Source organism: Streptomyces griseicoloratus, assembly GCF_014534645.1.
GTDB classification, from domain to species: domain Bacteria; phylum Actinomycetota; class Actinomycetes; order Streptomycetales; family Streptomycetaceae; genus Streptomyces; species Streptomyces griseicoloratus.
Window position 1 is genome coordinate 1 of record NZ_JACVQF010000218.1, and the last position, 23650, is coordinate 23650.

General features: G+C 69.1%; 26 protein-coding genes and 1 pseudogene. 9 read left to right on the forward strand and 18 right to left on the reverse strand.

What is annotated here, in order from left to right:
* Window positions 1-63 precede the first annotated feature (63 nt).
* Window positions 64-881 (forward strand): IS5 family transposase gene (locus H0H10_RS26865; RefSeq protein WP_223180439.1). Its coding sequence is split into 2 segments (ribosomal slippage): window positions 64-415 and window positions 415-881, totalling 819 coding nucleotides; the frame shifts between segments, so codons are not numbered across the junction.
* An 878-nt stretch (window positions 882-1759) separates the two neighbouring features.
* Here the strand turns inward: H0H10_RS26865 and H0H10_RS26870 are convergent.
* Window positions 1760-2395 carry a hypothetical protein gene (locus tag H0H10_RS26870; RefSeq protein ID WP_188183705.1) on the reverse strand — a complete coding sequence of 212 codons (636 nt, stop codon included), beginning with the start codon at window positions 2393-2395 and terminating at the stop codon, window positions 1760-1762.
* Window positions 2388-2765, reverse strand: coding sequence for a hypothetical protein (locus H0H10_RS26875; protein WP_188183706.1), 378 nt, complete (start codon window positions 2763-2765; stop codon window positions 2388-2390). Before H0H10_RS26875 ends, H0H10_RS26870 begins: the two co-directional genes overlap by 8 nt.
* A gap of 1292 nt (window positions 2766-4057) precedes the next feature.
* On the opposite strand from H0H10_RS26875, the gene H0H10_RS26880 reads away from it, so the two are divergent.
* Window positions 4058-4588, forward strand: a complete 531-nt coding sequence (locus H0H10_RS26880; protein ID WP_188183707.1) for a WhiB family transcriptional regulator — start codon at window positions 4058-4060, stop codon at window positions 4586-4588.
* Entirely contained in the window at window positions 4585-4776 is a 192-nt protein-coding gene (locus tag H0H10_RS41310) for a helix-turn-helix domain-containing protein (RefSeq protein WP_188183708.1), read from the forward strand. Before H0H10_RS26880 ends, H0H10_RS41310 begins: the two co-directional genes overlap by 4 nt.
* 29 nt (window positions 4777-4805) lie before the next feature.
* Here the strand turns inward: H0H10_RS41310 and H0H10_RS26890 are convergent, their stop codons facing one another.
* Both H0H10_RS26890 and H0H10_RS26895 read right to left on the reverse strand, forming a co-directional pair.
* Window positions 4806-5951, reverse strand: coding sequence for a tyrosine-type recombinase/integrase (locus tag H0H10_RS26890; RefSeq protein ID WP_223180486.1), 1146 nt, complete (start codon window positions 5949-5951; stop codon window positions 4806-4808).
* Window positions 5952-6367: 416 nt separating this feature from the next.
* On the reverse strand, window positions 6368-6757 hold the full coding sequence (locus H0H10_RS26895; protein WP_223180487.1) for a winged helix-turn-helix transcriptional regulator: 390 nt from the start codon (window positions 6755-6757) through the stop codon (window positions 6368-6370).
* Between the two features lie 153 nt (window positions 6758-6910).
* On the opposite strand from H0H10_RS26895, the gene H0H10_RS26900 reads away from it, so the two are divergent.
* The gene (locus H0H10_RS26900; RefSeq protein ID WP_188183709.1) at window positions 6911-7639 is read left to right on the forward strand and encodes an SDR family NAD(P)-dependent oxidoreductase; all 729 of its coding nucleotides are present in this window, start codon (window positions 6911-6913) and stop codon (window positions 7637-7639) included.
* A 22-nt stretch (window positions 7640-7661) separates the two neighbouring features.
* Here the strand turns inward: H0H10_RS26900 and H0H10_RS26905 are convergent, their stop codons facing one another.
* The 5 genes from H0H10_RS26905 to H0H10_RS26925 all read right to left on the reverse strand — a co-directional run bounded on the left by H0H10_RS26905 (window position 7662) and on the right by H0H10_RS26925 (window position 11553).
* Window positions 7662-8327, reverse strand: a complete 666-nt coding sequence (locus H0H10_RS26905) for a DUF5701 family protein (protein WP_188183710.1) — start codon at window positions 8325-8327, stop codon at window positions 7662-7664.
* The gene (locus tag H0H10_RS26910) at window positions 8324-9361 is read right to left on the reverse strand and encodes a GNAT family N-acetyltransferase (protein WP_188183711.1); all 1038 of its coding nucleotides are present in this window, start codon (window positions 9359-9361) and stop codon (window positions 8324-8326) included. Before H0H10_RS26910 ends, H0H10_RS26905 begins: the two co-directional genes overlap by 4 nt.
* A gap of 1 nt (window position 9362) precedes the next feature.
* On the reverse strand, window positions 9363-10046 hold the full coding sequence (locus H0H10_RS26915) for a CatB-related O-acetyltransferase (RefSeq protein WP_188183712.1): 684 nt from the start codon (window positions 10044-10046) through the stop codon (window positions 9363-9365).
* A 32-nt stretch (window positions 10047-10078) separates the two neighbouring features.
* On the reverse strand, window positions 10079-11098 hold the full coding sequence (locus H0H10_RS26920) for a LysR family transcriptional regulator (protein ID WP_188183713.1): 1020 nt from the start codon (window positions 11096-11098) through the stop codon (window positions 10079-10081).
* 254 nt (window positions 11099-11352) lie between these two features.
* Window positions 11353-11553, reverse strand: coding sequence for a hypothetical protein (locus H0H10_RS26925; RefSeq protein ID WP_188183714.1), 201 nt, complete (start codon window positions 11551-11553; stop codon window positions 11353-11355).
* Here H0H10_RS26925 and H0H10_RS40260 point away from each other — a divergent pair.
* Window positions 11467-11734, forward strand: a pseudogene (locus H0H10_RS40260) (DUF6191 domain-containing protein). The gene H0H10_RS26925 and the pseudogene H0H10_RS40260 sit on opposite strands and share 87 nt — an antisense overlap.
* 172 nt (window positions 11735-11906) lie before the next feature.
* On the opposite strand, the gene H0H10_RS26930 reads toward H0H10_RS40260, so the two are convergent.
* Window positions 11907-13061 carry an alpha/beta fold hydrolase gene (locus H0H10_RS26930; RefSeq protein ID WP_188183715.1) on the reverse strand — a complete coding sequence of 385 codons (1155 nt, stop codon included), beginning with the start codon at window positions 13059-13061 and terminating at the stop codon, window positions 11907-11909.
* Window positions 13062-13139: 78 nt separating this feature from the next.
* On the opposite strand from H0H10_RS26930, the gene H0H10_RS26935 reads away from it, so the two are divergent.
* Window positions 13140-14123: an ArsR/SmtB family transcription factor gene (locus tag H0H10_RS26935; RefSeq protein ID WP_223180488.1), complete on the forward strand. Its 984-nt coding sequence runs from the start codon at window positions 13140-13142 to the stop codon at window positions 14121-14123.
* Window positions 14124-14174: 51 nt separating this feature from the next.
* On the opposite strand, the gene H0H10_RS40265 is transcribed toward H0H10_RS26935, so the two are convergent.
* Window positions 14175-14411: a metallothionein gene (locus H0H10_RS40265; protein WP_223180489.1), complete on the reverse strand. Its 237-nt coding sequence runs from the start codon at window positions 14409-14411 to the stop codon at window positions 14175-14177.
* Between the two features lie 212 nt (window positions 14412-14623).
* Between H0H10_RS40265 and H0H10_RS26940 the strand changes: the two genes are divergently transcribed.
* Entirely contained in the window at window positions 14624-15013 is a 390-nt protein-coding gene (locus tag H0H10_RS26940) for a hypothetical protein (protein ID WP_223180490.1), read from the forward strand.
* Window positions 15014-15059: 46 nt separating this feature from the next.
* Here the strand turns inward: H0H10_RS26940 and H0H10_RS26945 are convergent, their stop codons facing one another.
* Window positions 15060-16301: an amidohydrolase family protein gene (locus H0H10_RS26945; protein WP_188183717.1), complete on the reverse strand. Its 1242-nt coding sequence runs from the start codon at window positions 16299-16301 to the stop codon at window positions 15060-15062.
* A gap of 99 nt (window positions 16302-16400) precedes the next feature.
* Window positions 16401-16844 (reverse strand): Rrf2 family transcriptional regulator, encoded by a 444-nt coding sequence (locus H0H10_RS26950; RefSeq protein WP_188183718.1) that lies wholly within the window; start codon window positions 16842-16844, stop codon window positions 16401-16403.
* Window positions 16845-17239: 395 nt separating this feature from the next.
* On the opposite strand from H0H10_RS26950, the gene hchA reads away from it, so the two are divergent.
* Window positions 17240-18121, forward strand: a complete 882-nt coding sequence (gene hchA, locus H0H10_RS26955; protein ID WP_188183719.1) for a glyoxalase III HchA — start codon at window positions 17240-17242, stop codon at window positions 18119-18121.
* 26 nt (window positions 18122-18147) lie between these two features.
* On the opposite strand, the gene H0H10_RS26960 is transcribed toward hchA, so the two are convergent.
* Window positions 18148-19023 (reverse strand): universal stress protein, encoded by an 876-nt coding sequence (locus H0H10_RS26960; protein WP_188183720.1) that lies wholly within the window; start codon window positions 19021-19023, stop codon window positions 18148-18150.
* 23 nt (window positions 19024-19046) lie between these two features.
* Window positions 19047-20813 (reverse strand): DNA polymerase/3'-5' exonuclease PolX, encoded by a 1767-nt coding sequence (polX, locus tag H0H10_RS26965; RefSeq protein ID WP_188183721.1) that lies wholly within the window; start codon window positions 20811-20813, stop codon window positions 19047-19049.
* A 161-nt stretch (window positions 20814-20974) separates the two neighbouring features.
* Between polX and H0H10_RS26970 the strand changes: the two genes are divergently transcribed.
* Window positions 20975-21187: a hypothetical protein gene (locus H0H10_RS26970; protein ID WP_188183722.1), complete on the forward strand. Its 213-nt coding sequence runs from the start codon at window positions 20975-20977 to the stop codon at window positions 21185-21187.
* Window positions 21188-21198: 11 nt separating this feature from the next.
* Here the strand turns inward: H0H10_RS26970 and H0H10_RS26975 are convergent, their stop codons facing one another.
* The 3 genes from H0H10_RS26975 to H0H10_RS26985 all read right to left on the reverse strand — a co-directional run bounded on the left by H0H10_RS26975 (window position 21199) and on the right by H0H10_RS26985 (window position 23557).
* On the reverse strand, window positions 21199-22080 hold the full coding sequence (locus H0H10_RS26975) for a hypothetical protein (protein WP_223180491.1): 882 nt from the start codon (window positions 22078-22080) through the stop codon (window positions 21199-21201).
* A 128-nt stretch (window positions 22081-22208) separates the two neighbouring features.
* A complete protein-coding gene (locus tag H0H10_RS26980; protein ID WP_188183723.1) occupies window positions 22209-22613 on the reverse strand; it encodes a hypothetical protein in 405 nt (134 codons plus the stop codon).
* 47 nt (window positions 22614-22660) lie between these two features.
* A complete protein-coding gene (locus H0H10_RS26985; RefSeq protein WP_188183724.1) occupies window positions 22661-23557 on the reverse strand; it encodes an RNA polymerase sigma-70 factor in 897 nt (298 codons plus the stop codon).
* Window positions 23558-23650 lie beyond the last annotated feature (93 nt).

Here is a 23650-nt window from a genome sequence, read left to right on the forward strand (position 1 = left end):
ACTGGCCCTAACAAAAGCGGGTTGATCATGTGACTGTCGGCTTGGTCGCTCGTTGATGGGGGCATGGGGAAGCGTCAGTCGCGGCCATGGATCGTGTCGGACGAACTGTGGTCGCTGATCGAGCCGTTGCTGCCCGAACCGGCACCGAAGCAGGTTGAGGGACGGCCGCGGCTGCCCGACCGTCAGGCCTTGTGCGGCATCCTGTTCGTCCTGCACACGGGTATCCAGTGGGAGTACCTGCCCCAGGAGCTCGGCTTCGGATCGGGCATGACGTGCTGGCGGCGCCTGGCGGCCTGGAACGAGGCCGGCGTCTGGGACCAGCTGCACCAGCTGCTGCTGAACAAGCTGCGGTCGAAGAACCAGCTGGACTGGTCCCGGGCGGTGATCGACTCCTCCCACGTCCGGGCCGCACGCAGGGGCCCAAAAGCGGACCCAGCCCGGTCGACCGCGCACGACCGGGCAGCAAGCACCACATCATCACCGACGGTCAGGGCATCCCGCTCGCGGTGTCGCTGACCGGCGGAAACCGCAACGACGTCACCCAGCTCCTGCCCCTGCTCGACAAGATTCCAGCGGTCGCGGGAGTCGTCGGCCGGCCACGACGCCGCCCGGACATGCTCTTCGCCGACCGCGGCTACGACCATGACAAGTACCGCCGGCTCCTTCGCGAGCGGGGCATCCGACCGGTGATCGCCGAACGTGGCCAGCCGCACGGCACCGGCCTGGGCACCTTCCGCTGGGTCGTCGAGCGGACGATCTCCTGGCTGCACGGCTTCCGCCGCCTGCGCATCCGCTGGGAAAGACGCGACGACATCCACGAGGCCTTCCTCGGCCTCGCCGTCTGCCTGATCACCTACCGCCACGTCCAGAGGCTTTGTTAGGGCCAGTTAGAGGCCGTTCTCTTTCCGAACACCGTGTGACGTCTTCGCTGGTCAGGCATGAAGTGGCTGCTGCTGGGGAAGCCTGGGCTCGTTGCCGGACGAGATGTCGTGGAGGTGGCGGATGCCGTCGATGCGGGCGGTTCTGGAAACGCGGTAGAAGGCCGCAGCCGCGCAGGTGAAGCACCTCGAAGCCGAGTTTGAACGGGTGCGGGCGGCTCTGGCGGAAGCGTAAGAGGTGCACCGGCGCCGAATGATCGGCCTGGAGCAGTATCTGGAGGCGCGGGCCGAGGAGGAAGCGCCCCTCGACGTGACCGGCGAGGTGTCGGGGAGGAAGCCGGTCGGACCGCGCCGGGCTGTGCCTCGCCGGCGACAGGCCACCGAGGTGGAGGAGTTGTCGCCGGACTATCAGGCGTTGGTGGCTGTTGCTGCCGATGCGGGAGGCGACGGGCTCGGTGCCCGGCGGGCAGCGGTGGTGTTGGGCTGGGACAGCGCGTCGGCCTCCCGCGTCGAAGGCACCCGCATCGCTCATGTCCAGTCGTACCCGGGAACGGTGCCCCGGCCGGTCGGCCGCGTTCCCGAGCCTGTGGGCGAGACAGTCACACCCAGGAGTGGACGGACTGGACCCGCAACCCGTGACCGCGCGGCAGTTCGACAACAGGGCCTCTTGCTCGTCGCTGGAGTCGACATCCGCGAGCTACCAAGAGGCCCTTCTTTCATGCGTCCACAACGGCAGACTCACCCGGACCAGGCCCTTGTTCGAACCCCACCGACCACTCGAGCGGATAGAGAACAGCCAGTGAGATCGATGGATGGCATCACAAAGAGTCGGCTGCCCGTTGTGAGATGGTTGGCGTGATCCGTGGCCTGTCTCGACGTCTTCAATGTGACTGTGGGCCCGTAGCAGCGTGCTGCGCTCTGGCGGCGGTCAAAGCAGCGTTGTATCGGGCGATCCGGGCCCTCTCCTGAACGGTCGCCCCGAACTCTCCCCACCCGTAGAAGGCCGCAAGAAGCGTGGCCAGCGTCGCTGCCACCGAAGAGGCGGCAGCCAAGGCCCTGGCCATGCTTGCCGGTAGACGGGCGAGGAATCTCACGTTGGTGTGATGAGCGATGTCGGCACAGCGTCCTGCCCACATCTCGAGCCCCTGCGCGGCTCGAGCCGTGAATGCTGCGACGCACGCGAAGAAGCAGGCGGCGAATACGAACCCTGCGATGAACCTGGTCGTGAGGCCGGGCGCGGGACCAGTACCGGAGAGAGGTAATCCGCGGATCATGTAGAGGAGGCCGGCGCCAGACATGGTCCCCAGCAAGAAGGCACCGAACATCGCCCAAGTGACGTCCTTGTAGTCATCTTCGGGATTGTGGCTGCCGTCTGATGACGCCGGGGGACGTTGGCGCTGGGAGGACACGAAGAGGTTCACGACGCTGCCGAAGACGTTGCCAGCAACGAACGTGCCCGAGCCGCGGTTTGTCTGATTGACCACTCTCTTCTGTTCCCCGGTGGAGTGTTCAGACATGAGGCTCCCTGCCCTGATTGATAGTCAGGTTGCCGTGGTGGTCTCCGCCGATGAACACACCGTTTCCCGTGTTCTGCTGGTTGTAGACGGTGGGTCCTGTCATCGTCAGAGCCAAGAACTCGCGGATGGCGGCCGGATACGCGTCGAAGTGCGCCTGGATGAGGGGGGCCACGCGCTCCGCGCGCTCCTCCGGTGTGGCCTCATGGTCATCAAGTGCAGCAATCACGGCGTCCTGCTCGTCACGAGTGCCGCGGCGCAGAAGCTCGCGGACCTTTGCACCCACCCATGCTGTCCCGCCTGTAACGGCTCCGGTGGCCAGCACAATCGCCGACCCGGTGACAACATCGCCGACAACAACCGGTAAATCCATGGCAGTTGAATCCTCCCGCGACAAGTGGAGAGCCAACCTACCTGCGGCCGGCCTGTGGAGGAGACGGTTCTAAACGTGGCGTCCATCACGCTGGATGATGCGCGGATCTCGCCGACGCCTCTGCTGGAGCCTGCTGAGGTTCGATGCGACTGCCTGCGTGGTTCAGACCTGTGGCGGTCCGGGGGGAAGACCGTCGGAAAGGTGCTCTCACCTCGACGATCTGCGGAAACATGGGTGCCAGCGACTTCTCCGCGTTGACGATCGATACCTGCACATCACCGGCCTCGACGCCGCCGACGGCACCCTGGTGGTCGACCTTGTGCCGGTCTTCAAGGAGCTCCTGCCGCGCGGCAGCGTCACCCGGCCCGTCCTGGCCCAGCGAGATGCTGAAGGACTACTGGAGGGTCGCTTCCGAACGCTGACTCGGGGCAACCGTTCGTAGCGGTGACTGGAAACCCGACGGGAAGTAGCCGCCCGTGTGGATGCCAACGATAGCTGTCGCGCAGGGCCGCAGCGGCAGGCACTCATCACTTGGTGCCTCCGGTGGCGAGGATCGGCGAGGGTGTCTGCGCATCGTGGCATCGTGGTGCCCGCGATGCGCGTCCGATCGCCCTGATGCGTGGCCCGGCGCGCATCGCTGTCGTCGCGCGTGTTCTGCGAGGGGAGATCGAAGCTTTCCCGGCGAGTTGGCCGGCTCTGCCCCGCGGGTAGAATCCGAAGCACGTACCCGGTCAAGCGCTCCAGTTCACGACTGGTTCTCCACAAGTTGACTGCCGAGGATGTCGACGCCGTGCCTGCCATCTATGGCAGCCGTGAGGTGACAGAGCATCTGTCGTTCGAGCCGCGCAAGCGAGCCTCCTTCTGTCGCTTGGTGGACGGCACCGACTTCACGGTCGGCTCGCCGCTGTTTCCAGTCGGCCCGCCGGTCAGCAGGTGCACGCGGGCGCGATCGGTTAGTCATGACGCATTCTCCTCGTCTCGCACCACTGGCGGGCGGGCTCCCGTTCGTAACGAGATCAGATAGCCGTATCCGGCTGTCAGACGACCAGGGCAATGTGCCGTGCCCTGGTGAGGGCGACATACGGTGAGCGATATGTTCCCTGCCATCGTCGAGGTTCATTCTTGCAGCTCAGACACGGTGCGGCAGCGTTCACCGCGGAGACCGTAGGAAGGCGGAAATATAGCCGACGATCGCCGGTTTGGGAAACCGGTGCTTCCCCGGACGCTGTGTACGGCCGTTGGACCGCTCGCGGTCCTCGGATCTCGTACAAGCACCGGAGCAGGAAGCGTCAATGATGCACAGCGAGCACCACGAAATCCGCCGCAGGGGAGACCAGAGTTGGCAGAGGAGGGCGGCCTGTGCCACGGCAGTCGACGTGGCGCGGGATCCCGACCTTTTCTTCCCAGCAACTGTGGCGGATGAGCCACGCATTGTCCTGGCGAAGAGAATCTGCTCGTCCTGTGAGGTCCGCAACACGTGCCTGGAGGCCGCGCTTGAGTGCGGTGACACCGATGGCATTCGCGGTGGCATGACGGAGGCTGAGCGTAGAGCCGTCCGACACCAGTTTGATCGCCGCTGTGACCCCACGCGCGTCGTGGCAGCACTGTCAGGAAGGGACGTCCACCTCAGCGGTGCGGAGCGGGAGGACCTGATTCGTCGGGCCGTTCTGATGGAAGCGCCTGCTGCGCGAGTGGCCCAGGTTCTCAACGTGTCGGAAGCGCACGTGAAGAAGCTTTTCCGTCGCGAGCGTCGCAGGAGGGTGGGTATAAGTCTTGAGGCACCTGAGGGGACGCAGGTCACCCGCGAGGCGATTCCGGCATGAGGGCAGGGGGCGACGGGGGCGGCCGGTATCTGGGAGTCGATGAAGCAGCGGTCTATCTCGGTATGAGTAGGCGCTGGATGTACAGGGAATCCAGGCGCCATGGTGTGCCGCGCTACTACTTCGGGGGAAAGCTCAGATTCAAAGTGGCGGACCTGGACAACTGGGCGCAGCAGCAGAGGGTGCATTGAGGGGGCGGGGATCATCCCGCCCCCCTTTCCTATAGGCCGTCGTTGAGGAGCTTCGCTGCGCGTCCGATCGATGCCGGCATGAGATGGCGATAGATCTTGAACGTCATGTTGATGTTCTTGTGGCCCATCCATTCCGCGACGTCCGTGATGGGTATTCCCTTGGCCAGGCAGTTCGATGCGAAGAAGTGACGGAGTGAGTAGGTCGTGAGTCTCCGGGTGAGGCCTGCCCGCTTCTTGGCGGTGTTCCACTGGTATTCGAGCGTCGTGTGAGCCCAGAACGGGGAACGTTGGGTTCGCAGGAGGTATCCGTCTGGGCTGGCCCCGTGATCCTTCTCGAAGCGAAGGAGTGTCTCGCGGACGGTCGAAGGCATAGGCGTTTCGCGGAACTCGCCCAGCTTGCGGTGCTTGAGGGGAGCGCGCTCGCGCGTCTTTCCTTCGATCTGCTCGGTGACGCGGTAGACGTCGTCCGCGACAATCCGTTCGCGGTTGGCGGCGTAAGCCTCCCCATTGCGAAGGCCGCAGCCTGACATCAGGTCGATGATGACGCGGAGCCCGTCGGTGCTGACGGCCTTGAGCGCGTGTATTTCGTCGAGAGTCGGAATGGTGATCTTCCGCGGGATGTACTCAGGTGGGACGACGCCTTCGAACGGGTCCTCCGTGATGCCGCCGCGGCGGCGTGCGTCGAGGAGGATCTTCCTGAGGGCGTCGAAGGCGTTCTGCTGAGCAGCCAGCCCGACGGAACGTTCCTCCATCGACATGATGAAGTCGTCGACCACGGTCGACGTGAATGTGTTGATCCGACGTGACGCGAGAACGGGGAGGATCTGGCTGTTGAGGACCTGGTTGACCGTGCGGACACTGCCCGGTGCGTAGTGGCGCTGCCTGGTGAGCCACGTCGACGCGTAGTCGCCGAAGCGCTGTTTGCCGATCTGGCGCTTGAGCTCGGCCTGGTGGGGGGAGGTGGTGCGCTTTTCCTCGTAGACTTGCGTCAGCCGGTCTAGGGCCGATTGCTGCGTCGCATACCCCGTCTCCTCGCGCTGGCGGCCGGCCGCATCGCGGTAGCGAATGATGTAGGGGTGGAGGCATCGGCTCTGCCGGGCGCAGGCGCAGCTCTTGAAGAAGCTGCCCATCCCGCGTATGAGCTGGGTCGCCAACGTGCACGTCTCCTGACTCATGCTGGGAGTTTGCTGACCAGTGGCCCCACAGCATGGTCCTGACCTGCGGCCGCGCCAAACTACGGGAAGTTGATGAGCATCTTCACGGGTACCTCCTGGGAAACTTAGCAGGCGGATCTTCGGCCATCGACGGCGTACCGGCAGGAGTCCTACGTGGGCAGTATCGACCTTGCGCCCGCGAAGGTCACGTGAAGCGACATCGGAGAGGCCGGTGAAGATCGGTCTGGCGGATACGGTCGAAGCTCAGGACCGTCCCTACGCCGGGTCAGCCGGTCACCATCACCCTCGGCGACCGCACCGCTACGGGCGCCCCGGCCGCTCGGATGCCGAACACGAGCCGGAGAACCCTGACACCCCATCAGTCTCCGCGGAGCGGGACACGGAACGGGCGAGGAGGCGGTGCGGAGGGCTTGGGCTCAGGGCCGTGTTCGCGGCACGTGGGTGGCGTCGTAGCGGCGGCGGTTGTCGTTGATCTCCTGCCGGTGCGCGGTGGCCCATTCGCCGAGGGCCACGACAGAGTCCAGCAGGGTTGCGCCGAGGGGGGTGAGCGCGTAGTCGACACGCGGCGGAACGCTGGGGTGGACAGTCCTGGTGAGGAGTCCGTCGCGTTCGAGTTGCCGCAGGGTCAGGGTGAGCATGCGCTGCGAGATGCCCTTGACCGCGCGGTGGAGTTCGCTGAAGCGCAGCGTCCGGTCCCGGAGTTGCCCGATGACCAGGATGCTCCACTTGTCGCCGATCAGGGAGAGGATCTGCAGCACCTGCCGGCACACCTCTTCCTCCGCCTCGCGGCCGTTGGGGGGCGTCAAGGGTTACCTCCGTGTCCGTCACTGACATGAATGTGCCGTCTTGTCACCGGCAGGGCAGTGACAAATCATGCTGCTACGAACAAACAGTAACTGCCCAGCGGTGGGGCGTGATCGTGCCCTGCGTGACCGCTGGTGACATGAAGGGACGTCGTAGTGGCCAAGACACTCGTTGTCGTCGGTGCCGGCCCCGGGCTGGGGATGGGAGTGGCCAGGGCCTTCGGCCGCCACGGCTTCCAGGTCGGGCTGATAGCCCGGAACAAGGACACCCTGCACACTCTGGTCGGCGAGCTGACCGAGACGGGCGTCACCGCTGCGGCGTTCCCTGCCGACATCCGTGATCGTGAGGCGCTCGTCTCTGCCCTCTCCGACGCCCGGGAGACACTGGGACCGGTCGATGTCCTGGAGTACAGTCCCAGCCCGACCGGGCCGATCACCCACGCGGCCCAGACCACGGTCGCGTCCGCCGCCGCGCAGTTCGAGCTGCACGTGCTGGGCGCGGTGACGGCCGTCGAACAGGTGCTGCCGGAGATGCGTGCCCGCGGCAAGGGGACACTCCTGCTGACCACCGGCGTGTCCTCCACGATCGCCGCACCGTTCCTGGCCAACGTGGGGCTGGCGATGGCCGGCTTGCGCAACTGGGCACATGCCCTGCACGCCGAACTGCGCCCCCAGGGGATCCACGCGGCAACGGTGACGATCGCCTCCGGAATCGTTCCCGGCGACGAGGTGACGGATCCCGACGTCATCGGTGCCCGTTACTACCGCTTGTACCAGAGGCGAAATCGTGTGGAAGAGGTCGTCGGAGACCTGGAGGCGTTTCGGGCCCTCGTCGCCGAGCGGATCGACGTTCCCAGCCGCCCGGCTCCGCCGACGGCAAGCTAGCCAGGCTGCCGCTGCCCGTGCGTCAGGCTGCTGCGTCGCCGGTGCGGCGGCCTGCGGCGGAGGCCATACCGAGCCAGGTGTGGGGGTTGCCCTCCCAGCACCAGCCCAGTTTGGGGGCCTTCTGGCTGATCCACAGGGCCGGCACTCGGCGGTCACCGCTGCGGGAACCGCCGAGCGAGAAGCACCTGTTCTTCACCAACAGCTCAGGGAACTGGGTGAGGAGGGCGATGCCCTCCTCGATGGTGAGCAGGGAGCGGCCCCGCTCGGCGATCGTGGCCATGGCGTCGCGGGGCACGACGCCGCAGAACTCCTCGCCGCGTTCGACGCCGATCAGCAGATAGGCCCACTGATCGGGAAGGTTCGTCTCCGGTGTGGCGACGAAGCGTTCCAGGGCGCCGGGCTCGAAGGACCGGTCCACGAAGCCGGGCCGTCCGCCGCCGCGCAGAGCGGTGCGCGGCATCGTCTCCTCGATCGGGGCGAGTTCGCGGGTGACGACCAGGACGAACGGCACGCGGCCGGCCTCGGGGTCGCGGTCTGCGCCGGCCGTCGCCGCCGGCACGGTGGCGCGCAGGGGCTCGAGCAGGGCCGTGAACCGATCGTCGGTGAGTCCGGACAGCTTCGGGTAGCCGAGCCCTGTGAGGGTGCGGACCTGCCGGTCGAACTCGGCGACCGGGTCGAAGGGGGTCATGCGGGTTCCTTCCGTTCGGTGAGGGTGAGTCGGTACTCGTGGCTGGTGCGCTGCCGACGGAACCCGAGCTGCTCGTTGACGGCGAGCATGTGCGTGTTGTCCGCGGCGTTGTCCGTCTCGACCTCGGTGACCTGGGGGTACTCGTCGTGCAGCCGACGCAGCATGTGTGCCTTGAGCCATACGCCGAGCCCGTGGCCGCGGTGGGCGGGTACCACGGCGGTGTCGTACTGCCGGGCGCGGGCCGCCGTGCCGCCCGGTATCACGATCTCGGTGAAGCCCGCGATCCGGGCGGTGCCGTCGCTCTCGTCGTCGTGGACGGCGGCGACGGTCAGCAAGGTGTCACCGCGTCCGGCCACGACCGCCGCCACGGCCCGCACCCGCTCGGCGTCCCAGGAGAGCGCGCCGTGGTCCCGGTCGCCGGTGGGCATGCCGTTCATCGCGTTCTTCGCGGCGGCGAAGGTGTCCGCGAGTGTGTCGGGGACGGTGCCGTTCCACGCGGCCGTGCGGTAACCGGGCTGGTCGGCGCCGGTGAGTTCGTCGAGCCAGCCGCGGTGCACCTCTTCCAGCGACAGCAGAAGGTGATGGAGGGTCAGGGCGCGGCGGAAGCCGTTCCGTACGCAGAACAGGTCGGCGGCGCCGGATGCGGGCGCCTCGGCGATCAGGCTGCGGCGCCCCTGCGACCGGGCCTCGTCGACCACGGCCGACAGCAGCCGGGTGCCGATGCCGCGCCGCCGTGCGTCGGGGTGGACGTGCAGTTCCGTCTCGGCCAGGTGCTCCTGTCCCAGGCGGTCGAACAGGCGCAGTGTGGCCGCGCCCATCGGCCGGGTCCGCCCACCGCCGGTGTCGTACGCGAGCCAGGTCAGCAGTCGGCTGCCCGGTCCGGGGCGGGAAAGCCGGGCGTACGACTGGTTCCGGGTCGGGGGCGGGACGCCGGGCAGGTCCTCGGCCATCGACGCGGTGACGACCTGGTGCCAGGCGTCGGCGTGCGCGGGGGTGACCTCCGGGACCGCGATGGTCTTCAATGCAGTGGCCATGTCACGCATGGCTCCCTCGGCCGTCCGGGTCGCCGGTCTTCCGCCGTTCGGCCCCGATGGCCTCGATCTGCGCCGGTGTGCCGGTCATGATCGTGCGGACGTGCTCGGTGACCGCCTCGACGGGCCAGTCCCACCAGGCGGCGCGCAGCAGACGCTCGACGTCCTCGTCGTCGTACCTCCGCCGCACGGTGCGGGCCGGGTTGCCGGCGACGACGGTGTAGGGCGGGACGTCGGAGGTGACGACCGCCCCGGTGGCGACGACGGCACCGTCTCCGATCGTCACGCCGGGCATGACGGTGACGCCGCGGCCGAACCACACGTCGTTGCCGACCACGGTGTCGCCCCGGCTCGGCATCGAGGTGACGATGTCGAGGGTGCGCTCCGCCCAGGCACCGCCGAACATCGTGAAGGGGAAGGTGGACACGCCCAGCTGGGGGTGGGCGGCGCCCGCCATCAGGAACCGGGTGCCGGTGGCGAGGGCGCAGTACTTGCCGATGACGAGGCGCTCGGGGCCGTAGGCGTACAGGACGTTGCGCCGCTCGAACTCCTCGGCGCCGTCCGGGTCGTCGTAGTAGGTGAACTCGCCGATCTCGATGCGCGGATCGGTGACGAGGGGCTCGAGGAACACGACGCGTTCGTGCTCCGGCAGGGGATGCGCAACCGTCGGGTCGGGAATGAGGGACATGGTCTTCACCCTTGCCGACCGGGACCCGGTGATCAACGCCGGGTTGCGGAACGACCCATAACCCCGGGCTTATCGGGGCGGCCCGGAGCGCGACGTGTCTCGCGCTGTCTGCGATCCACGGACGCCCGGCTCGCCGTGCCGGGCGGAAGGTGAGCAGGGTGCTCGGTCAGGGCCTGCTCGGCGGCCGCCACGAACGCCCGGATCAGCGGCGTCTCGCCGGCGGTACGCCACACGAGGGCCCACTCTCCCGACGGGGCATCGCGAATGGGCAGGTAGACGATGTCCGGCCAGGGGTAGTAATGGGCGGCCTCGGCCTGGATCGGCGTGATCACCTCGCCGGAGGCCACGACGGCCAGGCATTCCTGCCAGACCGCGATCGGCGGCCCGCCGCGCCGGACGGGCCGGCCCGACGGAGTCCTGGAGGGCAGCAGCGCCTCGTACCAGTACGCGGGGATCGGTGCGTCGGGCCGCGGCCTGGTCACCGGCCAGTCGCCCAGGTCCTCCATCTCCACCGATTCCCGTCCGGCGAGCGGGTGGGAGGCGCCGACCATGAGGACCAGGGGTCTGGAGCGCAGCACCGGCCCGACGGTGAGGTCGGGTTCGCGCACCGGAAGCCACAGCAGCGCCAGATCGACCTCTTCCCTGCGGAGCGGCCCGAAGGGGTCGGTGCCGTTCATCTCCTTGAAGGAGAAGGCACACGCGGGATGCCGCGCCCTGAACAGCCCGGTGATGTCGGCGATGTCGTGCGCCAACGCGCCCATGGTGCCCAGCACGAGGCTTCCGCGGGTGCCCTCGGCGGCCTGGGTCGCCGCGGCGACGCCGGCGCGGATGCGCTCGTAGCCGTCCTTGAGATCGCTGTGGAGCATCGCACCGATCTCGGTGAGGGCCACCCGTCTGCTGGTGCGTTCGAACAGGGCGGCGCCGATCAGGCGTTCCTGCCGGGCTATGCACTGGCTGACCCGGGCCTGCGAGATGTGCAGCCGCTGCGCGGTCCGCCCGAAGTGCAGTTCCTCGGCCAGGGTCAGGAAGATCTCGATGTCGCGCAGTTCCATGTGGCCGCCCCCCTTGCCGTCTCCCGGTGCCGCGAAGAAGGTACCCCCCGCACGCCCGGCGAGAGCAGCGCGGTATTCGCTCCGCTGACCGGTGCCTGCCGGCTGGAAGGTGACGACGATGGTGCGTACTGCGATGCCGTGTTCACCCCGGGGAGGCGATCAGCGGCGCCCGCTGCCCGGCACGAGGGATGCCGGAGGGCCGTAATTGAGGCGGCTGCGGCAGATCACGCTGCCGGTCGCGGCGCTGACAGTGATCACGGCAGTGCCGGCCGTGACATCGGAATGGCCGCATGGAATTCGTCTTCTTCATGACCCTTCCCGGGCTGGTCGTCGTGCTGACCTTGCTGGCCTTTGTCGACCAGCTGCTGTTGCGCGCGGGACGGGCTGGAGTGCTGCCGTGGCGGAACAGTGCACGACAGGGTCAGATATCGGCGACCGGGTTCGAGCAGCTCCACGCGAGTCTTTCGCCGGGGAAGCAGAACGAGCTGAAGGAAGCGGCAGTCGGCCCTGGTCCTGCCGGACAACCAGGACGACGGGGCACCGCCGAACAGGACAACGGTGGATCTGGACGGAGGCACTGCGGTGGTCCGAATGCCCGGCCTCAGCCGGCAGGAGACTCGCTCGATTTTCCGATGACGCAGGGCGCGACCCGGACCGGGAGCGCGAATTCCTCCGGCCGGCCTCGGTGCCGCGGCTGTCGAGATGGGCCCGAGTCCGGGCCTGGCCGATGAAGGTGTCGTGTTGCATACCCGAAACCCGCCTTCGGCGGACATCACCGCGGACAACGGCCAGTTCTCAACGGCCATCCTCAAGAACGGGCGGGCGTCGCACCCACGGGCACGTGGCGGGCGAAGAACGACCGCACGAGGTCGCGAACGGCGGGAACGGTGAGGCGCGGGTCTGCCCGGCCGACCATGGTGGTGCGTCCGGCAGCTGTCATCAGGCCGGCCTCGTGGAGCTGGGGGACGAGGCTCGCGTAGTCGGTGAAGACCCAGTGCGCGGTGTCGGCGAGCTGCCGCCGGGTGACGGGGCCCGCGTGAGCGAGGAGGGCTGCCCAGGACCGGTCCAGCCGGGCGTCGCGGAAGCCGTCCGTACCGGCCAGGAGCAGCGGCCGGTCCGTCCCCTGCCGGGCAACCGGCAGCAGTTCGCCGTCCATCTGGTCGAGGTACCCCTCCAGGTTGACGGCGGCTGCGATCCGCCGGTCCTCGTGGAGCGCCTGCGCGACCGCGGTGCCGCCCGCAGAGTGTCCGTAGGCCCCGACCCGGTTCAAGCCGAGAGTGTCGAGGACGAAGCGCAGGTCGGCGACCCGCGTGTCGATCATGGTTCGGAAGGTCGCCGCGTCCGGGTCCGGGCGCAGCACGGTGGTCCGGACCCGGTCCCGACCCGGCCGCTCGTCGGGGAACTCCACCTCGCTCGCGTCCCCGGGATGGTCGACGGCGACGACGGTCCAGCCGTAGGAGGCGAGGTCGATCGCCAGTGAGCTGCCCATCGTGCGGGCGTCTCCGCCGCCGGGGCTGTAGAGCAGCACGGGGCGCCGGCCGGGCAGCGGCGGGGCCCCCGCCCGGGCATGGGTGAGGGTGGCCGCCCAGTCGACCCCCGTCGCCGGCAGTTGCGGATGGACCAGGGGCGCGAGGAGGGTGAACTCCCCGGCCGCGCCGGGCGTGAGGTGCGGAACGCGCGGGAAGCCGCGGCCGGGCACGGCCGGCCGCATGACGGTGACCATGAGCTCGCGTACGCCGATACGGGGCTCCCACGGGTCGTTGCGGGAGCGGTCGACGAGGTGGAGGACCCGGGCTCCGACGGCGTACGGGCCGGTGGGCGCGGGAAGCCGCAGGAGGTGCGTGCCGGAACGCCCGGACGCCGAGGCGGAGCCGGAGGCGGCCGTCGAGAGGAACAAGGCGGCGGCACCGGCGAGGGCGCCCTTGGCGAAGGAACGGCGGCCGGGTGTGAAGAAGATGGTCATGGACGTCATCCTGGCGGTGGGCGTGGTGCAGGGGCGATGCTTGCGGCCGGGCCCGAAAGCCTTGCGGGGAACAGGGGGATGTGGGTGATCCGGATCCATTTCACGGCGGACGATTTCGCCCGGGTACGGTTCGCACCGCGCCCCTCGCCGGTACCCGAGCTGCACGCCGCCCTGATGATGCTGGCCGCCCCGCACGAGGAACCGCTGTTCGGGCGCTGGCGGAACAGACTGCTGCGGAGCCTGCCGAGGGCGGTCGAGCCGCTGGCGGGCCTGGTGCCCGACGGGCAGGCTCCCGCCTTCCTCGACGTCCTCGGCGACACGCTGGACGAGGGCGTCGCGCTGATCAGGGACGCCCGCCCGGAGTTCGTGCGGACCGGGATCGAGCAGGTGTACGCGGGACGGCCGGCCCCGCCGTGGATCCGTGCCCTGCACGGCGGGACCGCCGACGCCTGGCGGACACTCGACCGGGCGCTGCGGGCGGCCCACGAGACGGTGCTCGCGCCGGTCTGGCCCTCGGTCCAGGACCTGCACCGGACGGAGTTCACCCGCCATGCCCTGGCCGTCGCCGAACACGGCCTCGGCGCCACCCTGACCCACCTGGCACCGGGATCACACCTGCGCGACGGAGTCTGGGAATGGCCCACGCCGCGCGCCGAGGGTGTGCGAGAGATACACCTCGGCGGACGCGGATTGATCCTGCGCCCGACTTTCCACTGGCGTCGCGGCCCGCTCATCCAGCACCGGGCGGAGTGCCCGACGGCGCTCGCCTACCCAGCAGGCCGGGGGCTGCCGCTCGTCCCGGAAGAGGGCAGCCAGGCGGAGGAGCCCCTCGCGGGAGTCCTCGGGCGGACCCGGCTCGCGCTGCTGCGTTCCTTGGACGAAGCACGTACCACCACGGGACTGGCCCGCCGCATCGGCGTCAGCAACGCAACGGCCTCGGCCCACGCCTCGGCCCTACGCGCCGCCGGCCTCCTCACGACCACGCGCACAGGCCGTTCGGTGCGACACGCGCGAACGCCGTTGGCGGAACTGCTGCTGACCGGCGGAACGGCCGACGGCTGACGCGGGCCGGGTGACGCGCCGTGCCACCCGGTCCGGCGGGGCTTGTCGGCTTCAGGCGTGGTCGACCAGCTGTGCGTGTCCGCGCTGGCGTGCGCAATGGGCGCAGCAGAAGAAATCTCCGTCCCCCGCTTGAAGGCCGTGGCCGAGGATGCGGCATTCGCAGTTGCTACAGGTGGGGGCAATGAGCTGAGCCGCGCACTCGAGGCTGTCGAAGATGTGAGTGGCGTCGGCTGTCCTCACCTCGAACGCCATCTCGTAGTCGTTGTTGCAGACCTCGCAAACTGCCATGGTCCTCTGCTCCCTGGTGTGCCGTGCCGGTGGCCCGGTCTGGTGAGTGACCGGCTGCTTCCGCTGTGTTCCACCGGGCACACGTCCGGGATCAGGGGGTCCCTGGGAATCACTCCCATGGACCTGCGCCGTCGAGGAGAGCGCCACCGACCCGCGGCCAGGGATTGTGGTGAGCCAATCGGGTGGCAAGCCCTGCCCTCATGAGGCGAGCGATGCGACGCAACACCGTCGAGGCGGCCGCTGCCTCTACGGTGGTCGAAAAAGGGGCCCTGTCCGGGCCCGTGCTGCCAAGGGAGGCCGCCGCCATGGAGGAGCAGTTCGTCTGGGTCACGACGCGCCGCCTTCGGCCGGGCACCCTGGAGGATTTCGAGAGCGCGTGGCGACCGGGCGCCACCCCGCAGGGGATGCGGCGCGCTTTCGCGTACTGGTCCGAGGACGGACAGGAGATCACCGGGGTGTCGTTCTGGGACTCCAAGGAGGCGTGCGACTCCTGGCGGGCCTCCGATCCGGAGGCGCAGCGGCGTGCGGCCATGGCCCCGTACGTCGTCGAGGAGCGGGAAGGCTTCTATCGCGGCCGTGAACTCGCCATCCCGCACAGCTAGCCGTGTTGACGGTGAAGCGGCGGAGGATGTCCCGCCACGCGGACGCCTAGCGTTTGTCGACGGCGAGGCGGCCGTTCAGGATCACCATGCCGAGGTCGCGAAGGTTGCCGATGTCCGCAGTGGGATCAGCGTTCAGCACGAGCAGGTCGGCACGCTTGCCGGGGGCCACCGTGCCGAGGTCGGGGCGGACGCACTGCCGCGCCGCGCCGCTGGTGCCTGCGGCCAGCACCTGGGTGGGCGTCATCCCGGCCGCCACCATGAGTTCGGCCTCTTCCAGGGTGTTGGCTCCGAACAGGCCCCGGCCGCTGAAGGTGTCGCTGCCCAGCACGATGGGCACGCCGGCTTCGGCGGCCTTCTTGAGATTGCCACGGGCGTCCGGGTGGGCATCGTCGATCCAGAGCGTGGGCGTGTAGGTGATGCCGTGTTCGAGCATCAGGTCGATGAGCGAGTGGTCGGTGAGGGGCTCGACGGTGACACCGTGCTCCAGACCGTCCGCCCCGGCCTCGATCGCCTCGCGTGCCGCGGCTTGCTGGGTGGTGTGGACGGTGACCCGAAGGCCCCGCTCGTGCCCGGTCTCGATACCCGCCCGAAGGAGATCGAGGGGAAGCCGTTCCAACTCGACACCATCCGGGAAGGCAGGATTCTGCCAGAGGTACTTCGGCCCGCCGGCGTGTGCGCACGCGCCTTCCGACAGGAGTTTGATCGCGTCCACCTTGCGGTCAGCGAGGTGGTGCACCAGGTCGCGGATCTGCTGCACGCTGTCGACCTCTCCCGTGAAGCGCTCGCGCGCCCAAGGGTTGCCGCTGAAGACAGTGGCGGCGGGATGGCCGTCGCGGCCGGTGATACCGCAACCGGTCGCCAACAGCCGCGGGCCCCGCAGCGTGCCCGCGGCGATCTTGGCCCGCGTTTCCAGGATTCCGCCCGTCGGATCGCCCACCGACTTGATGGTGGTGATCCCGTGGTCGAGGAACAGCCCGAGCCTTCCGGGAAGCTCGTTCTCCTCGAAGGCCCGCATCGAGTGCGGATCGGAGACCGCGCGCACGTCGTAGAAGTGGATATGCGTGTCGATCAGGCCCGGCATGACCCATCCTTCGGCCGCGTCCACCTCCTGTCTGCCCCTGAGCCGCTCGGCCGAGACGGAAGCGATCTCTCCGCCGTCGATGGCGACGTCGTACAGACCGGCGAGCGCCTGGCGGCCGTCGAAGACGTGTGCGCGCCTGATCACGAGATCGTAGGTCACAGGGCCGCGAGCCTCGGTGCTCGCAGTTGCTGTGGATTCCTTGGGCATCGCTCTCACTCCTGGTGGTTCTGGGGAGCAAACTGCAACTAAGGCAGTTGCAGTTAAGGCGTGCGTCATGACGCAGGGTGCGCATGTGTCACCGCTTCGTCAGTGATCCCTCGGTTCGTTGTCGGAGGCCAGTATCTGCTGCAGCAGGCCGGCGATCGTCGTCCTGTCGAGCTGTTCCTCCAGGGCTCGCTCCGCGCTCCGGAACTCGGCGTCGAGCACGTTGCCGATGCTGCGTCCGACCTCGCACGCCCCGCTGGGCGGATGGGTGTGCCGCGAGAAGACCTGCCCCTCCTCGACGGCGGCGTAGGCGTCATAGAGCGTGATGTCCCGCGGAGCGCGGGCAAGGGACCAGCCGCCCCCTCGGCCCTCGGTCGACCACACCAGGTGAGCGTCTCGCAAGCGGCCGAGGATGCGCCGTACGAGGACCGGATTGCTTTCGAGGCTGTCCGCGATCTCCGCGGACGTCAACGAGCCCCCGCGCCGGTGCGCCAGCATCGCAAGCGCGTGAATAGCGACCGCGCTCCTGCTGCTGAGCCCCGCCATCTCCTGCTCCCGCCGTCGCCGCCGATAACTGAAACCAGGCTAGTTTCAGTTAAATCGGCAGTCAACCGAGCTGTCCGCGCTCACGCCGGAGCAGTCGCGTATCGGCCCTCTCCGGCCGGCCTCGCCTCGCAGCGAGTACCCGTGGTCGCGGGGTTGCGCCGCCCCGGGCTCTGTCCACGGCGGAGCCCAGCTCTCGACAACGGTAGGCGCGCCGGTGGCCGTGGTGAGAGGCCATCTCGGGGGAAGCTGACAGCACCGGCCCAGTCGCGTGGGGCGGGGGTGCTGGGCAGTATGTGAAGTGTCCGTTCGAACGGGTGCCTCTCGCCTCCGGGCGGACGTCGGAGCGCCCCGGAAGCGGCACAACCCCCGCACGACACCAAGGAAAGTGGGTCGTCATGTCCCAGGGCGCAAACGAGTTGAGCAAGGCCCCCACGCCGGACACGGCCGAGGACAACGCGTACTTCCCGTCGCCGTACTCACTCAGTCAGTACACGTCGTCGAAGACCGACTTCGATGGGGTCCAGCACAAGGGCGCCTACACCCGGGGGAAGTGGAAGGTGCTCATGATCGCGGCGGAGGAGCGCTACGTCCTGCTGGAGAACGGCAAGATGTTCTCCACCGGAAACCATCCGGTCGAGATGCTGCTTCCGCTGCATCACATGATGGAGGCGGGCTTCGACGTCGACATCGCCACGCTGGAGGGCTATCCGGCGAAGCTCGAGCTGTGGGCGATGCCTCGCGAGGACGAAGCGGTCATGCGGACGTACGAGGCCCTCAAGCCGAAGCTCAAGCAGCCCAAGAAGCTGTCCGAGGTCGTCGCCAAGGAGCTCGGAGAGGACTCGGATTACATCGCCGTGTTCATTCCAGGCGGACACGGGGCCGTCGTCGGGCTGCCGGCCAGTGAGGCGGTGGGGCGGACGCTTGAGTGGGCTCTGTCCAACGACAAGTTCATCATCACCCTGTGCCACGGCCCGGCGGCGCTGCTTGCTGCCTCGTTGGGCAGGGACGAGTCGCTGTTCAAGGGGTACTCGGTCTGCGTCTTCCCCGACGCACTCGACGAGGGGCCGAACCTGGAGATCGGCTATCTTCCCGGCCGCTTGCCCTGGCTGGTGGCCGATCTGCTGAGCAAGCAGGGGCTGAACGTCATCAACGACGACATGACCGGCAAGATCCACCGGGACCGGAAGCTCCTGACGGGTGACAGCCCCCTCGCCTCCCACAAGCTCGGTCTGCTCGCCGCTGAGGCCCTGGTCGAGGCAGCCGGGACCGCGGGCTAGGGACCGGGACCGCCCTCAAATGACGTTCAGCTCACGGGCACCACGGCGACCGGGCAGGTCGCGTGGTGCAGTACGGCGTGCACGACCGCGCCCAGTCGCAGTCCGAGCCTGGCCGCGGGTGGATGGCGCGGCAGAACCAGCAGCCCGGCACCGGCGGACGCCTCCACCAGCAAGGCGGCGGGCGCTCCGACGACCAACTCCATGTCCACGTGCACCTGCGGATACTCGGCGACAGGCCGGGCCGCCTGGTTCAGCACCCGCGCGTGGGCCTTCCGTTCCTCGTCCACCTGACTGACCTGCGGAATCATCCGGCCGGCGTCCACGAGAGGTGTCCATGCGTGAATCAGCCGCACGGGCGCCTGCAGCAACTCCGCCTCGGCGAGAGCGAACCGCACGGCGTTCTCGTCGTGCTCATCGCGTACGCCGACCACGATGCCGCCGTCGGCGGCCTTCTTCTCCGCATGCCCGCGTACGACGACGACCGGGCAGGTGGCGTGGGCGGCCAGCTTCAGGCTCACCGATCCCAGCAGCAGACCGGCGAACCCGCCCCGCCCGCGGGTGCCGACCACCAGCAAGTCGGCGTCCTCCGCCGCGCTCAGCAGGGCCTCGGCCGGATGGTCCCGGGCGAGGACGGTCTCCACGTGCAGCCCCGGATGGCCGGCGGCGATCCTGGTCCGGGCGTCGTCCAGCACGGTGGCCGCCGCGTCCAGGACCTGCCGATCGGCACCCTCGGACACGAGTTCCACCTCGGCTCCCGTGATGCCGTGGACGGCGTGGACCACCCTCAGCGTGCTGCCGCGCAGCTCGGCCTCGGCAGCGGCCCAGTCCGCGGCGAGCCAACCGTGCGACGTGTCGTCGACGCCGACGAGCACCGTCCCGGTGCGGCCGTCATGCTTCACCATGCCTCCCATGAGCTCTTGTCCGGTCAGCCGTGGGCTCCGCGACCGGTCCTTCCCTTGCGCAGGAAGCGCCGCAGGCGCGTCTCCGGCCAGGTGTTGATCACGTCGTCCTTGGTGAGCCAGCCGCGCTGGGCCGTGCCGACGCCGTAGCGCAGGTTCGCCAGGTGGAGGACGGCGTGGGCGTCGCTGTCGACGGCGAACTTCACGCCGTGCCGCCTGGCCCGCAGGATGTCCTCGTCGCGCAGATCCAGCCGGTCGGGGTGGGCGTTGATCTCCAAGGCGGTACCGGTGCGCGCACAAGCGGCGAAGATCGCGTCGAGGTCGGCATCGACGCCCGGCCGCTTGCCGATGATCCGGGTGGTGGGGTGCCCGATGATGTTGACGTACGGGTTCTCGCAGGCCCGCACGATCCGCCGGGTCATGGCCTCGCGCTCCTGGTTGAAGTGCGAGTGCACCGAGGCCACGCACAGATCGAACCCGGCCAGGAACTCCTCCGGCCAGTCGACGTCGCCGTCGGGGTCGATGTTCAGCTCGGCGCCGTGCAGCAGCCGCATGCCCTTGCCGCCCTTGCCGCGCTTGCCGCCGAAGGAGCCGTCGAGCTCCCGCACGCGGTCGCGCTGGGCGAGCATCCGCTCGTCGGTCATGCGCTGCATGTAGAGGTTGGGCCCGTGGTCGGTGATCGCGTAGTAGGCGTAGCCGCGTTCGGCGGCCGCGGCGACCATCTCCTCGAGCGGGGCGAGGCCGTCGGTGAGGTCGGTGTGCGTGTGCAGGTCGCCCTTGATGTCCCCCTCCTCGATCAGGCCGGGCAGCTCGCCGTGCAGCCCGGCCTCGATCTCGCCGCGGTCCTCGCGCAGCGTCGGCGGGATCCACGGCAGGCCGAGCCGCGCGTACACCTCCTCCTCGGTCTGCGAGACGATCTTCTCCCCGCTCTCGGCGTCGAACAGCCCGTACTCCGACAGCTTGAGCTTCTGGTGCACGGCCAGCTCCCGGGTGCGGATGTTGTGCGCCTTGGAGCCGGTGAAGTACTGCAGAGCCGCTCCCCACGAGTCCGGCGGTACGACGCGCAGGTCGACGGAGAGGCCCTTGGTGGTGCGGATGGACGTCTTCTTCCCGCCGTGGGCGATGATCTCCGAGACGTACGGCAGCTCGGTGAACGCCTGCATCACCGGCTCCGATTTCCCGGCCGCGGCGAGCACGTCGACGTCGCCGATCGTCTCGCGGTAGCGGCGCAGCGACCCGGCGTACGTGCAGCGCCGGCAGCCGGTCACCCGGGACAGCTCGGCGACGATGTCGTCAGCGACGTCCATGGCGGCATCGAGCAGGACCCGCTCCCCGGAGGACTGCAGGAGTTCGATGCCGTGGAGGATGTTCTCCTCCGTCTTCGGCCCGAAGCCCCTCAGGTCGCGCAGCCGTTCCTCGTGGATGGCGTCGGCCAGTTCCTCCACGGAGGAGATGCCCAGCTCCTCGTGCAGCACGGAGGCTTTCCTCGGGCCCAGCGTGGGGATCGCCGTCAGCCGCCGTACGCCGGCGGGGATCTTCGCCCGTAGCTCCTCGACGGCGGACACCTTGCCGCTGCGGAAGTACTCGACGACCTTCTCGGCGATCGACTTGCCGACGTTGGGGATCTCCTGCAGGCCCTTGACGTCCAGGGTGGACACGTCGGCGTGGTAGCCGCCGATGGAGCGGGCGGCCTTCTCGTAGGTGCGCGTCCGGAACGCGTCTCCTCCGGTGATGGAGATCAGGTCCGCGTACTCGTGGAACAGCGCGGCGACCTCGTCGTTGGACCGAGCCATGACTCCCGAGTAGGCAGACAGTGCCCCGTTCATGCGCGTCGGCCACGACCGTGTGCGGTGGAACCTGCGTGGAGCCGGCGCGCCCGCACGGTCAGCGCCGGCCGAGGTCTCCCTGCGTGCGGCAGAAGCCGGCTCTATGCTGGTCATGAGGCGGGTGCGCCATGCGAGTCGAGCTGATCCAACGGGCCGCCGACGTGCTCTTCGATGTGCCGGAGGAGACGCACGGAGAGATCATCACGCTCATCGACGCCATCACCGAGGACACGGAGACCCGGGCCCCGGACCTTGCCGCGGCGTTCGGCGCATGGTGCTGGCTCGTCTACACCGTCCACGGCGACGTGATCGAAGTGCTCGATGTCGGCTGCGCACGGTGAGACAGGCGATGTCACGGCGCATCGGGTCGCGACTCGTAGTGCAGGGTGTGGAACCGGCCGTCCTCCTCGCGCCCGGCAGGATCCCCGCCCAGCGCCCGTACCGCCGCGATCGCGTACTGCCGCTCCCGCTCGTCGGTACACAGGCGCTGCGGATAGGTGCGGGAGACATCGAGCGTGGTGCGCAGACCGTGCGCGGCCAGGGCCCGGACGACCGGGTGGTACGACACCGTCCGCAGCACGAAGGCGCTGACCCATACCGGCCGCCGGGCGCAGTCCACCAGTGCCGTGAACGTTCGGTCGGTGACATAGCTGCCGCCGCCCGTCAGCGTGATGAGGCCGACCTCGGCGAGCGCGCGCCGCAGACCGGGGCCGGGCGAGCTCCGTTCCAGGTCGTCGGTGAAGCCGTCGTCCAGGAGCCCCACCTCGAGCGCGTAGTGCACGGCGGGGGCCGAGACGTCCAGGCCGAACACCGGCACCGCGTCCGGTCGGCGCCGCTCGGCATAGAACACCTTGTCCCGCGCCACCAGTTCCGCCGTCGACATCGTCCCGAGGGCGGGGGAGGTGTACCGCTCGTACATGTCCGCCAGCGTCAGGTCATGGTTGAGCAGCGCCGCGTTGATGCCGTACGAACAGCACACATCCAGCACCGCCGGCCTGCCGGGGCAGCCGTCGTCGAGCGCGGACCGCTCGGCGGCGACCCGCCGGAAGGCCGGCTGGGCATGGTGCGGGATCTCGTACTCCAGCGGGGCCAGCCGCCCGAAGTACGCGCGGGGGTCCGGCTGGGCGTAGATGTCGTCGAACCGTGACTTGCCGTCCGCCATGCCGTCGGTGCCGCCACAGTCCGACCCGGCCATGCCGAACTCCTCCTCACAGAACGCGCCTGGTACCCCCATCGTGACTCGCCTCCTGCGTCCCCGGATGTCCGCCACACAGGGGCCGTGCACAGATGCACTCGCTTGCTCCGCAACGTCGGCGGCAAGGCCCGGTCGCGTGGTCCGGCGCCGGGGGCGGGCAGCGGCGGCTACAGCCGGACCCGGGCGCGGCCCCACGCCGGGCCGGACAGTATCCGGCCCAGCGCCAGGGTGCTGAGGCCGAACATCAGGACCCCCAGCGGGACATGGAGCGAGGGCATGTGCGCGATGCCCAGCACGACCTGCACCGAGGCCAGGACGAGGAAGCCGGTCGCGTACAGGACGGGGCGGGGTGAGCCGCCGCCCGGCCGCCAGGCCAGGACCGCGGCGAGTACGTACAGCATGGAAGCGGCGTACATCACGCGCGATCCGACGTCGTGCAGCAGCGCGCCGTCGGACGAGGACAGGAGCATTCCGGCGGTGGCGGCCTGGAAGAAGAGGGTCAAGGTCTGCAGGGCGATCGCGCCCTTGAGGAAGGTCTGGCCGCGCTGCCCGGCCGTCGTCCGTCTGCCCATCGTGGTTCCTCTCGTGTGGCGTGTGGTGTCTCGGCGGTCCGGCGTGTTCAGCGCAGCGTGAGTGCGGTCTCGGTCTCGACGCGCGTCAGTTTCTCGGGGTTGCGGACGTAGTAGACGCCCGTGATGCGGCCGTCCTCGACACGCATCGCCATGACGCCGTCGATCTCGCCGTCGAGGAGCAGGGCCAGGCCGGGGTTGCCGTTGACCACGGTCGGTTCGCAGGTGATCGTGGCCTCGACCCTGCCGGAGCCGCCGAGGTAGAAGCGGACCAGCTTGTCGGCGCCGACGACCGGCCGCAGCGCGGCCCGCTTCAGGCCGCCGCCGTCGCTCACCAGGACGACGTCCGGGGCGAGCACATCCAGGAGGCTCTGCGGGTCACGGGTTTCCAGAGCGCGCCGGAAGGACTCCACAGCCGCCCGGGCCTCGCCCGGGGTGACCGTTCTGCGCGGGCGGCGGGCGTCGACGTGCCGGCGGGCGCGGTGCGCGATCTGGCGGACGGCGGCCGGGCTCTTGTCGACGGCGGCCGCGATCTCGTCGTAGCCGACGTCGAAGACCTCGCGCAGCACGAACACCGCCCGCTCGGTCGGTGACAGCGTCTCCAGGACGAGCATCAGCGCCATCGACACGCTCTCGGCGAGCTCGACGTCCTCGGCCACGTCCGGCGTGGTCAGCAGCGGCTCGGGCAGCCACTGACCGACGTACGCCTCCCTGCGGCGCTTCACGGTGCGCAGCCGGTTGAGGGCCTGGCGGGTCGTGATCCGGACCAGGTAGGCGCGCGGGTCGCTCACCTGGTCCAGGTCCACGCCGACCCAGCGCAGCCAGGTCTCCTGGAGGACGTCCTCGGCGTCGGCGGCCGAGCCGAGCATCTCGTAGGCGACGGTGAACAGCAGGTTGCGGTGGGCGACGAACGCGTCGGTCGCGGCGTCGCTGGCGTGGTCGGTCATTTTCGGCCCTTCTCCCTCGTGGCCGGCCTGCGGCAGGCGGCCTTCGAACGTGCGTGCACAGCAAATCGCTTTTCGGCGGCGGCCGTTAGATCC

Coding starts and splice junctions, on each gene's coding strand:
- H0H10_RS26890 (WP_223180486.1), bottom strand. CDS start 5,951: ATGAGTCAGGAGACGTGCACGTTGGCGACCCAGCTCATACGCGGGATG.
- H0H10_RS26915 (WP_188183712.1), bottom strand. CDS start 10,046: ATGTCCCTCATTCCCGACCCGACGGTTGCGCATCCCCTGCCGGAGCAC.
- H0H10_RS26950 (WP_188183718.1), bottom strand. CDS start 16,844: ATGGCGGGGCTCAGCAGCAGGAGCGCGGTCGCTATTCACGCGCTTGCG.
- H0H10_RS26975 (WP_223180491.1), bottom strand. CDS start 22,080: ATGGGGGTACCAGGCGCGTTCTGTGAGGAGGAGTTCGGCATGGCCGGG.
- H0H10_RS26910 (WP_188183711.1), bottom strand. CDS start 9,361: ATGGCCACTGCATTGAAGACCATCGCGGTCCCGGAGGTCACCCCCGCG.
- H0H10_RS26985 (WP_188183724.1), bottom strand. CDS start 23,557: ATGACCGACCACGCCAGCGACGCCGCGACCGACGCGTTCGTCGCCCAC.
- H0H10_RS26980 (WP_188183723.1), bottom strand. CDS start 22,613: ATGGGCAGACGGACGACGGCCGGGCAGCGCGGCCAGACCTTCCTCAAG.
- H0H10_RS26880 (WP_188183707.1), top strand. CDS start 4,058: ATGATGCACAGCGAGCACCACGAAATCCGCCGCAGGGGAGACCAGAGT.
- H0H10_RS26905 (WP_188183710.1), bottom strand. CDS start 8,327: ATGACCCCCTTCGACCCGGTCGCCGAGTTCGACCGGCAGGTCCGCACC.
- H0H10_RS26935 (WP_223180488.1), top strand. CDS start 13,140: ATGTGGGTGATCCGGATCCATTTCACGGCGGACGATTTCGCCCGGGTA.
- polX (WP_188183721.1), bottom strand. CDS start 20,813: ATGGCTCGGTCCAACGACGAGGTCGCCGCGCTGTTCCACGAGTACGCG.
- H0H10_RS41310 (WP_188183708.1), top strand. CDS start 4,585: ATGAGGGCAGGGGGCGACGGGGGCGGCCGGTATCTGGGAGTCGATGAA.
- H0H10_RS26870 (WP_188183705.1), bottom strand. CDS start 2,395: ATGTCTGAACACTCCACCGGGGAACAGAAGAGAGTGGTCAATCAGACA.
- H0H10_RS40265 (WP_223180489.1), bottom strand. CDS start 14,411: ATGGCAGTTTGCGAGGTCTGCAACAACGACTACGAGATGGCGTTCGAG.
- H0H10_RS26920 (WP_188183713.1), bottom strand. CDS start 11,098: ATGGAACTGCGCGACATCGAGATCTTCCTGACCCTGGCCGAGGAACTG.
- H0H10_RS26945 (WP_188183717.1), bottom strand. CDS start 16,301: ATGCCCAAGGAATCCACAGCAACTGCGAGCACCGAGGCTCGCGGCCCT.
- H0H10_RS26940 (WP_223180490.1), top strand. CDS start 14,624: ATGCGACGCAACACCGTCGAGGCGGCCGCTGCCTCTACGGTGGTCGAA.
- hchA (WP_188183719.1), top strand. CDS start 17,240: ATGTCCCAGGGCGCAAACGAGTTGAGCAAGGCCCCCACGCCGGACACG.
- H0H10_RS26875 (WP_188183706.1), bottom strand. CDS start 2,765: ATGGATTTACCGGTTGTTGTCGGCGATGTTGTCACCGGGTCGGCGATT.
- H0H10_RS26970 (WP_188183722.1), top strand. CDS start 20,975: ATGCGAGTCGAGCTGATCCAACGGGCCGCCGACGTGCTCTTCGATGTG.
- H0H10_RS26930 (WP_188183715.1), bottom strand. CDS start 13,061: ATGACCATCTTCTTCACACCCGGCCGCCGTTCCTTCGCCAAGGGCGCC.
- H0H10_RS26960 (WP_188183720.1), bottom strand. CDS start 19,023: ATGGTGAAGCATGACGGCCGCACCGGGACGGTGCTCGTCGGCGTCGAC.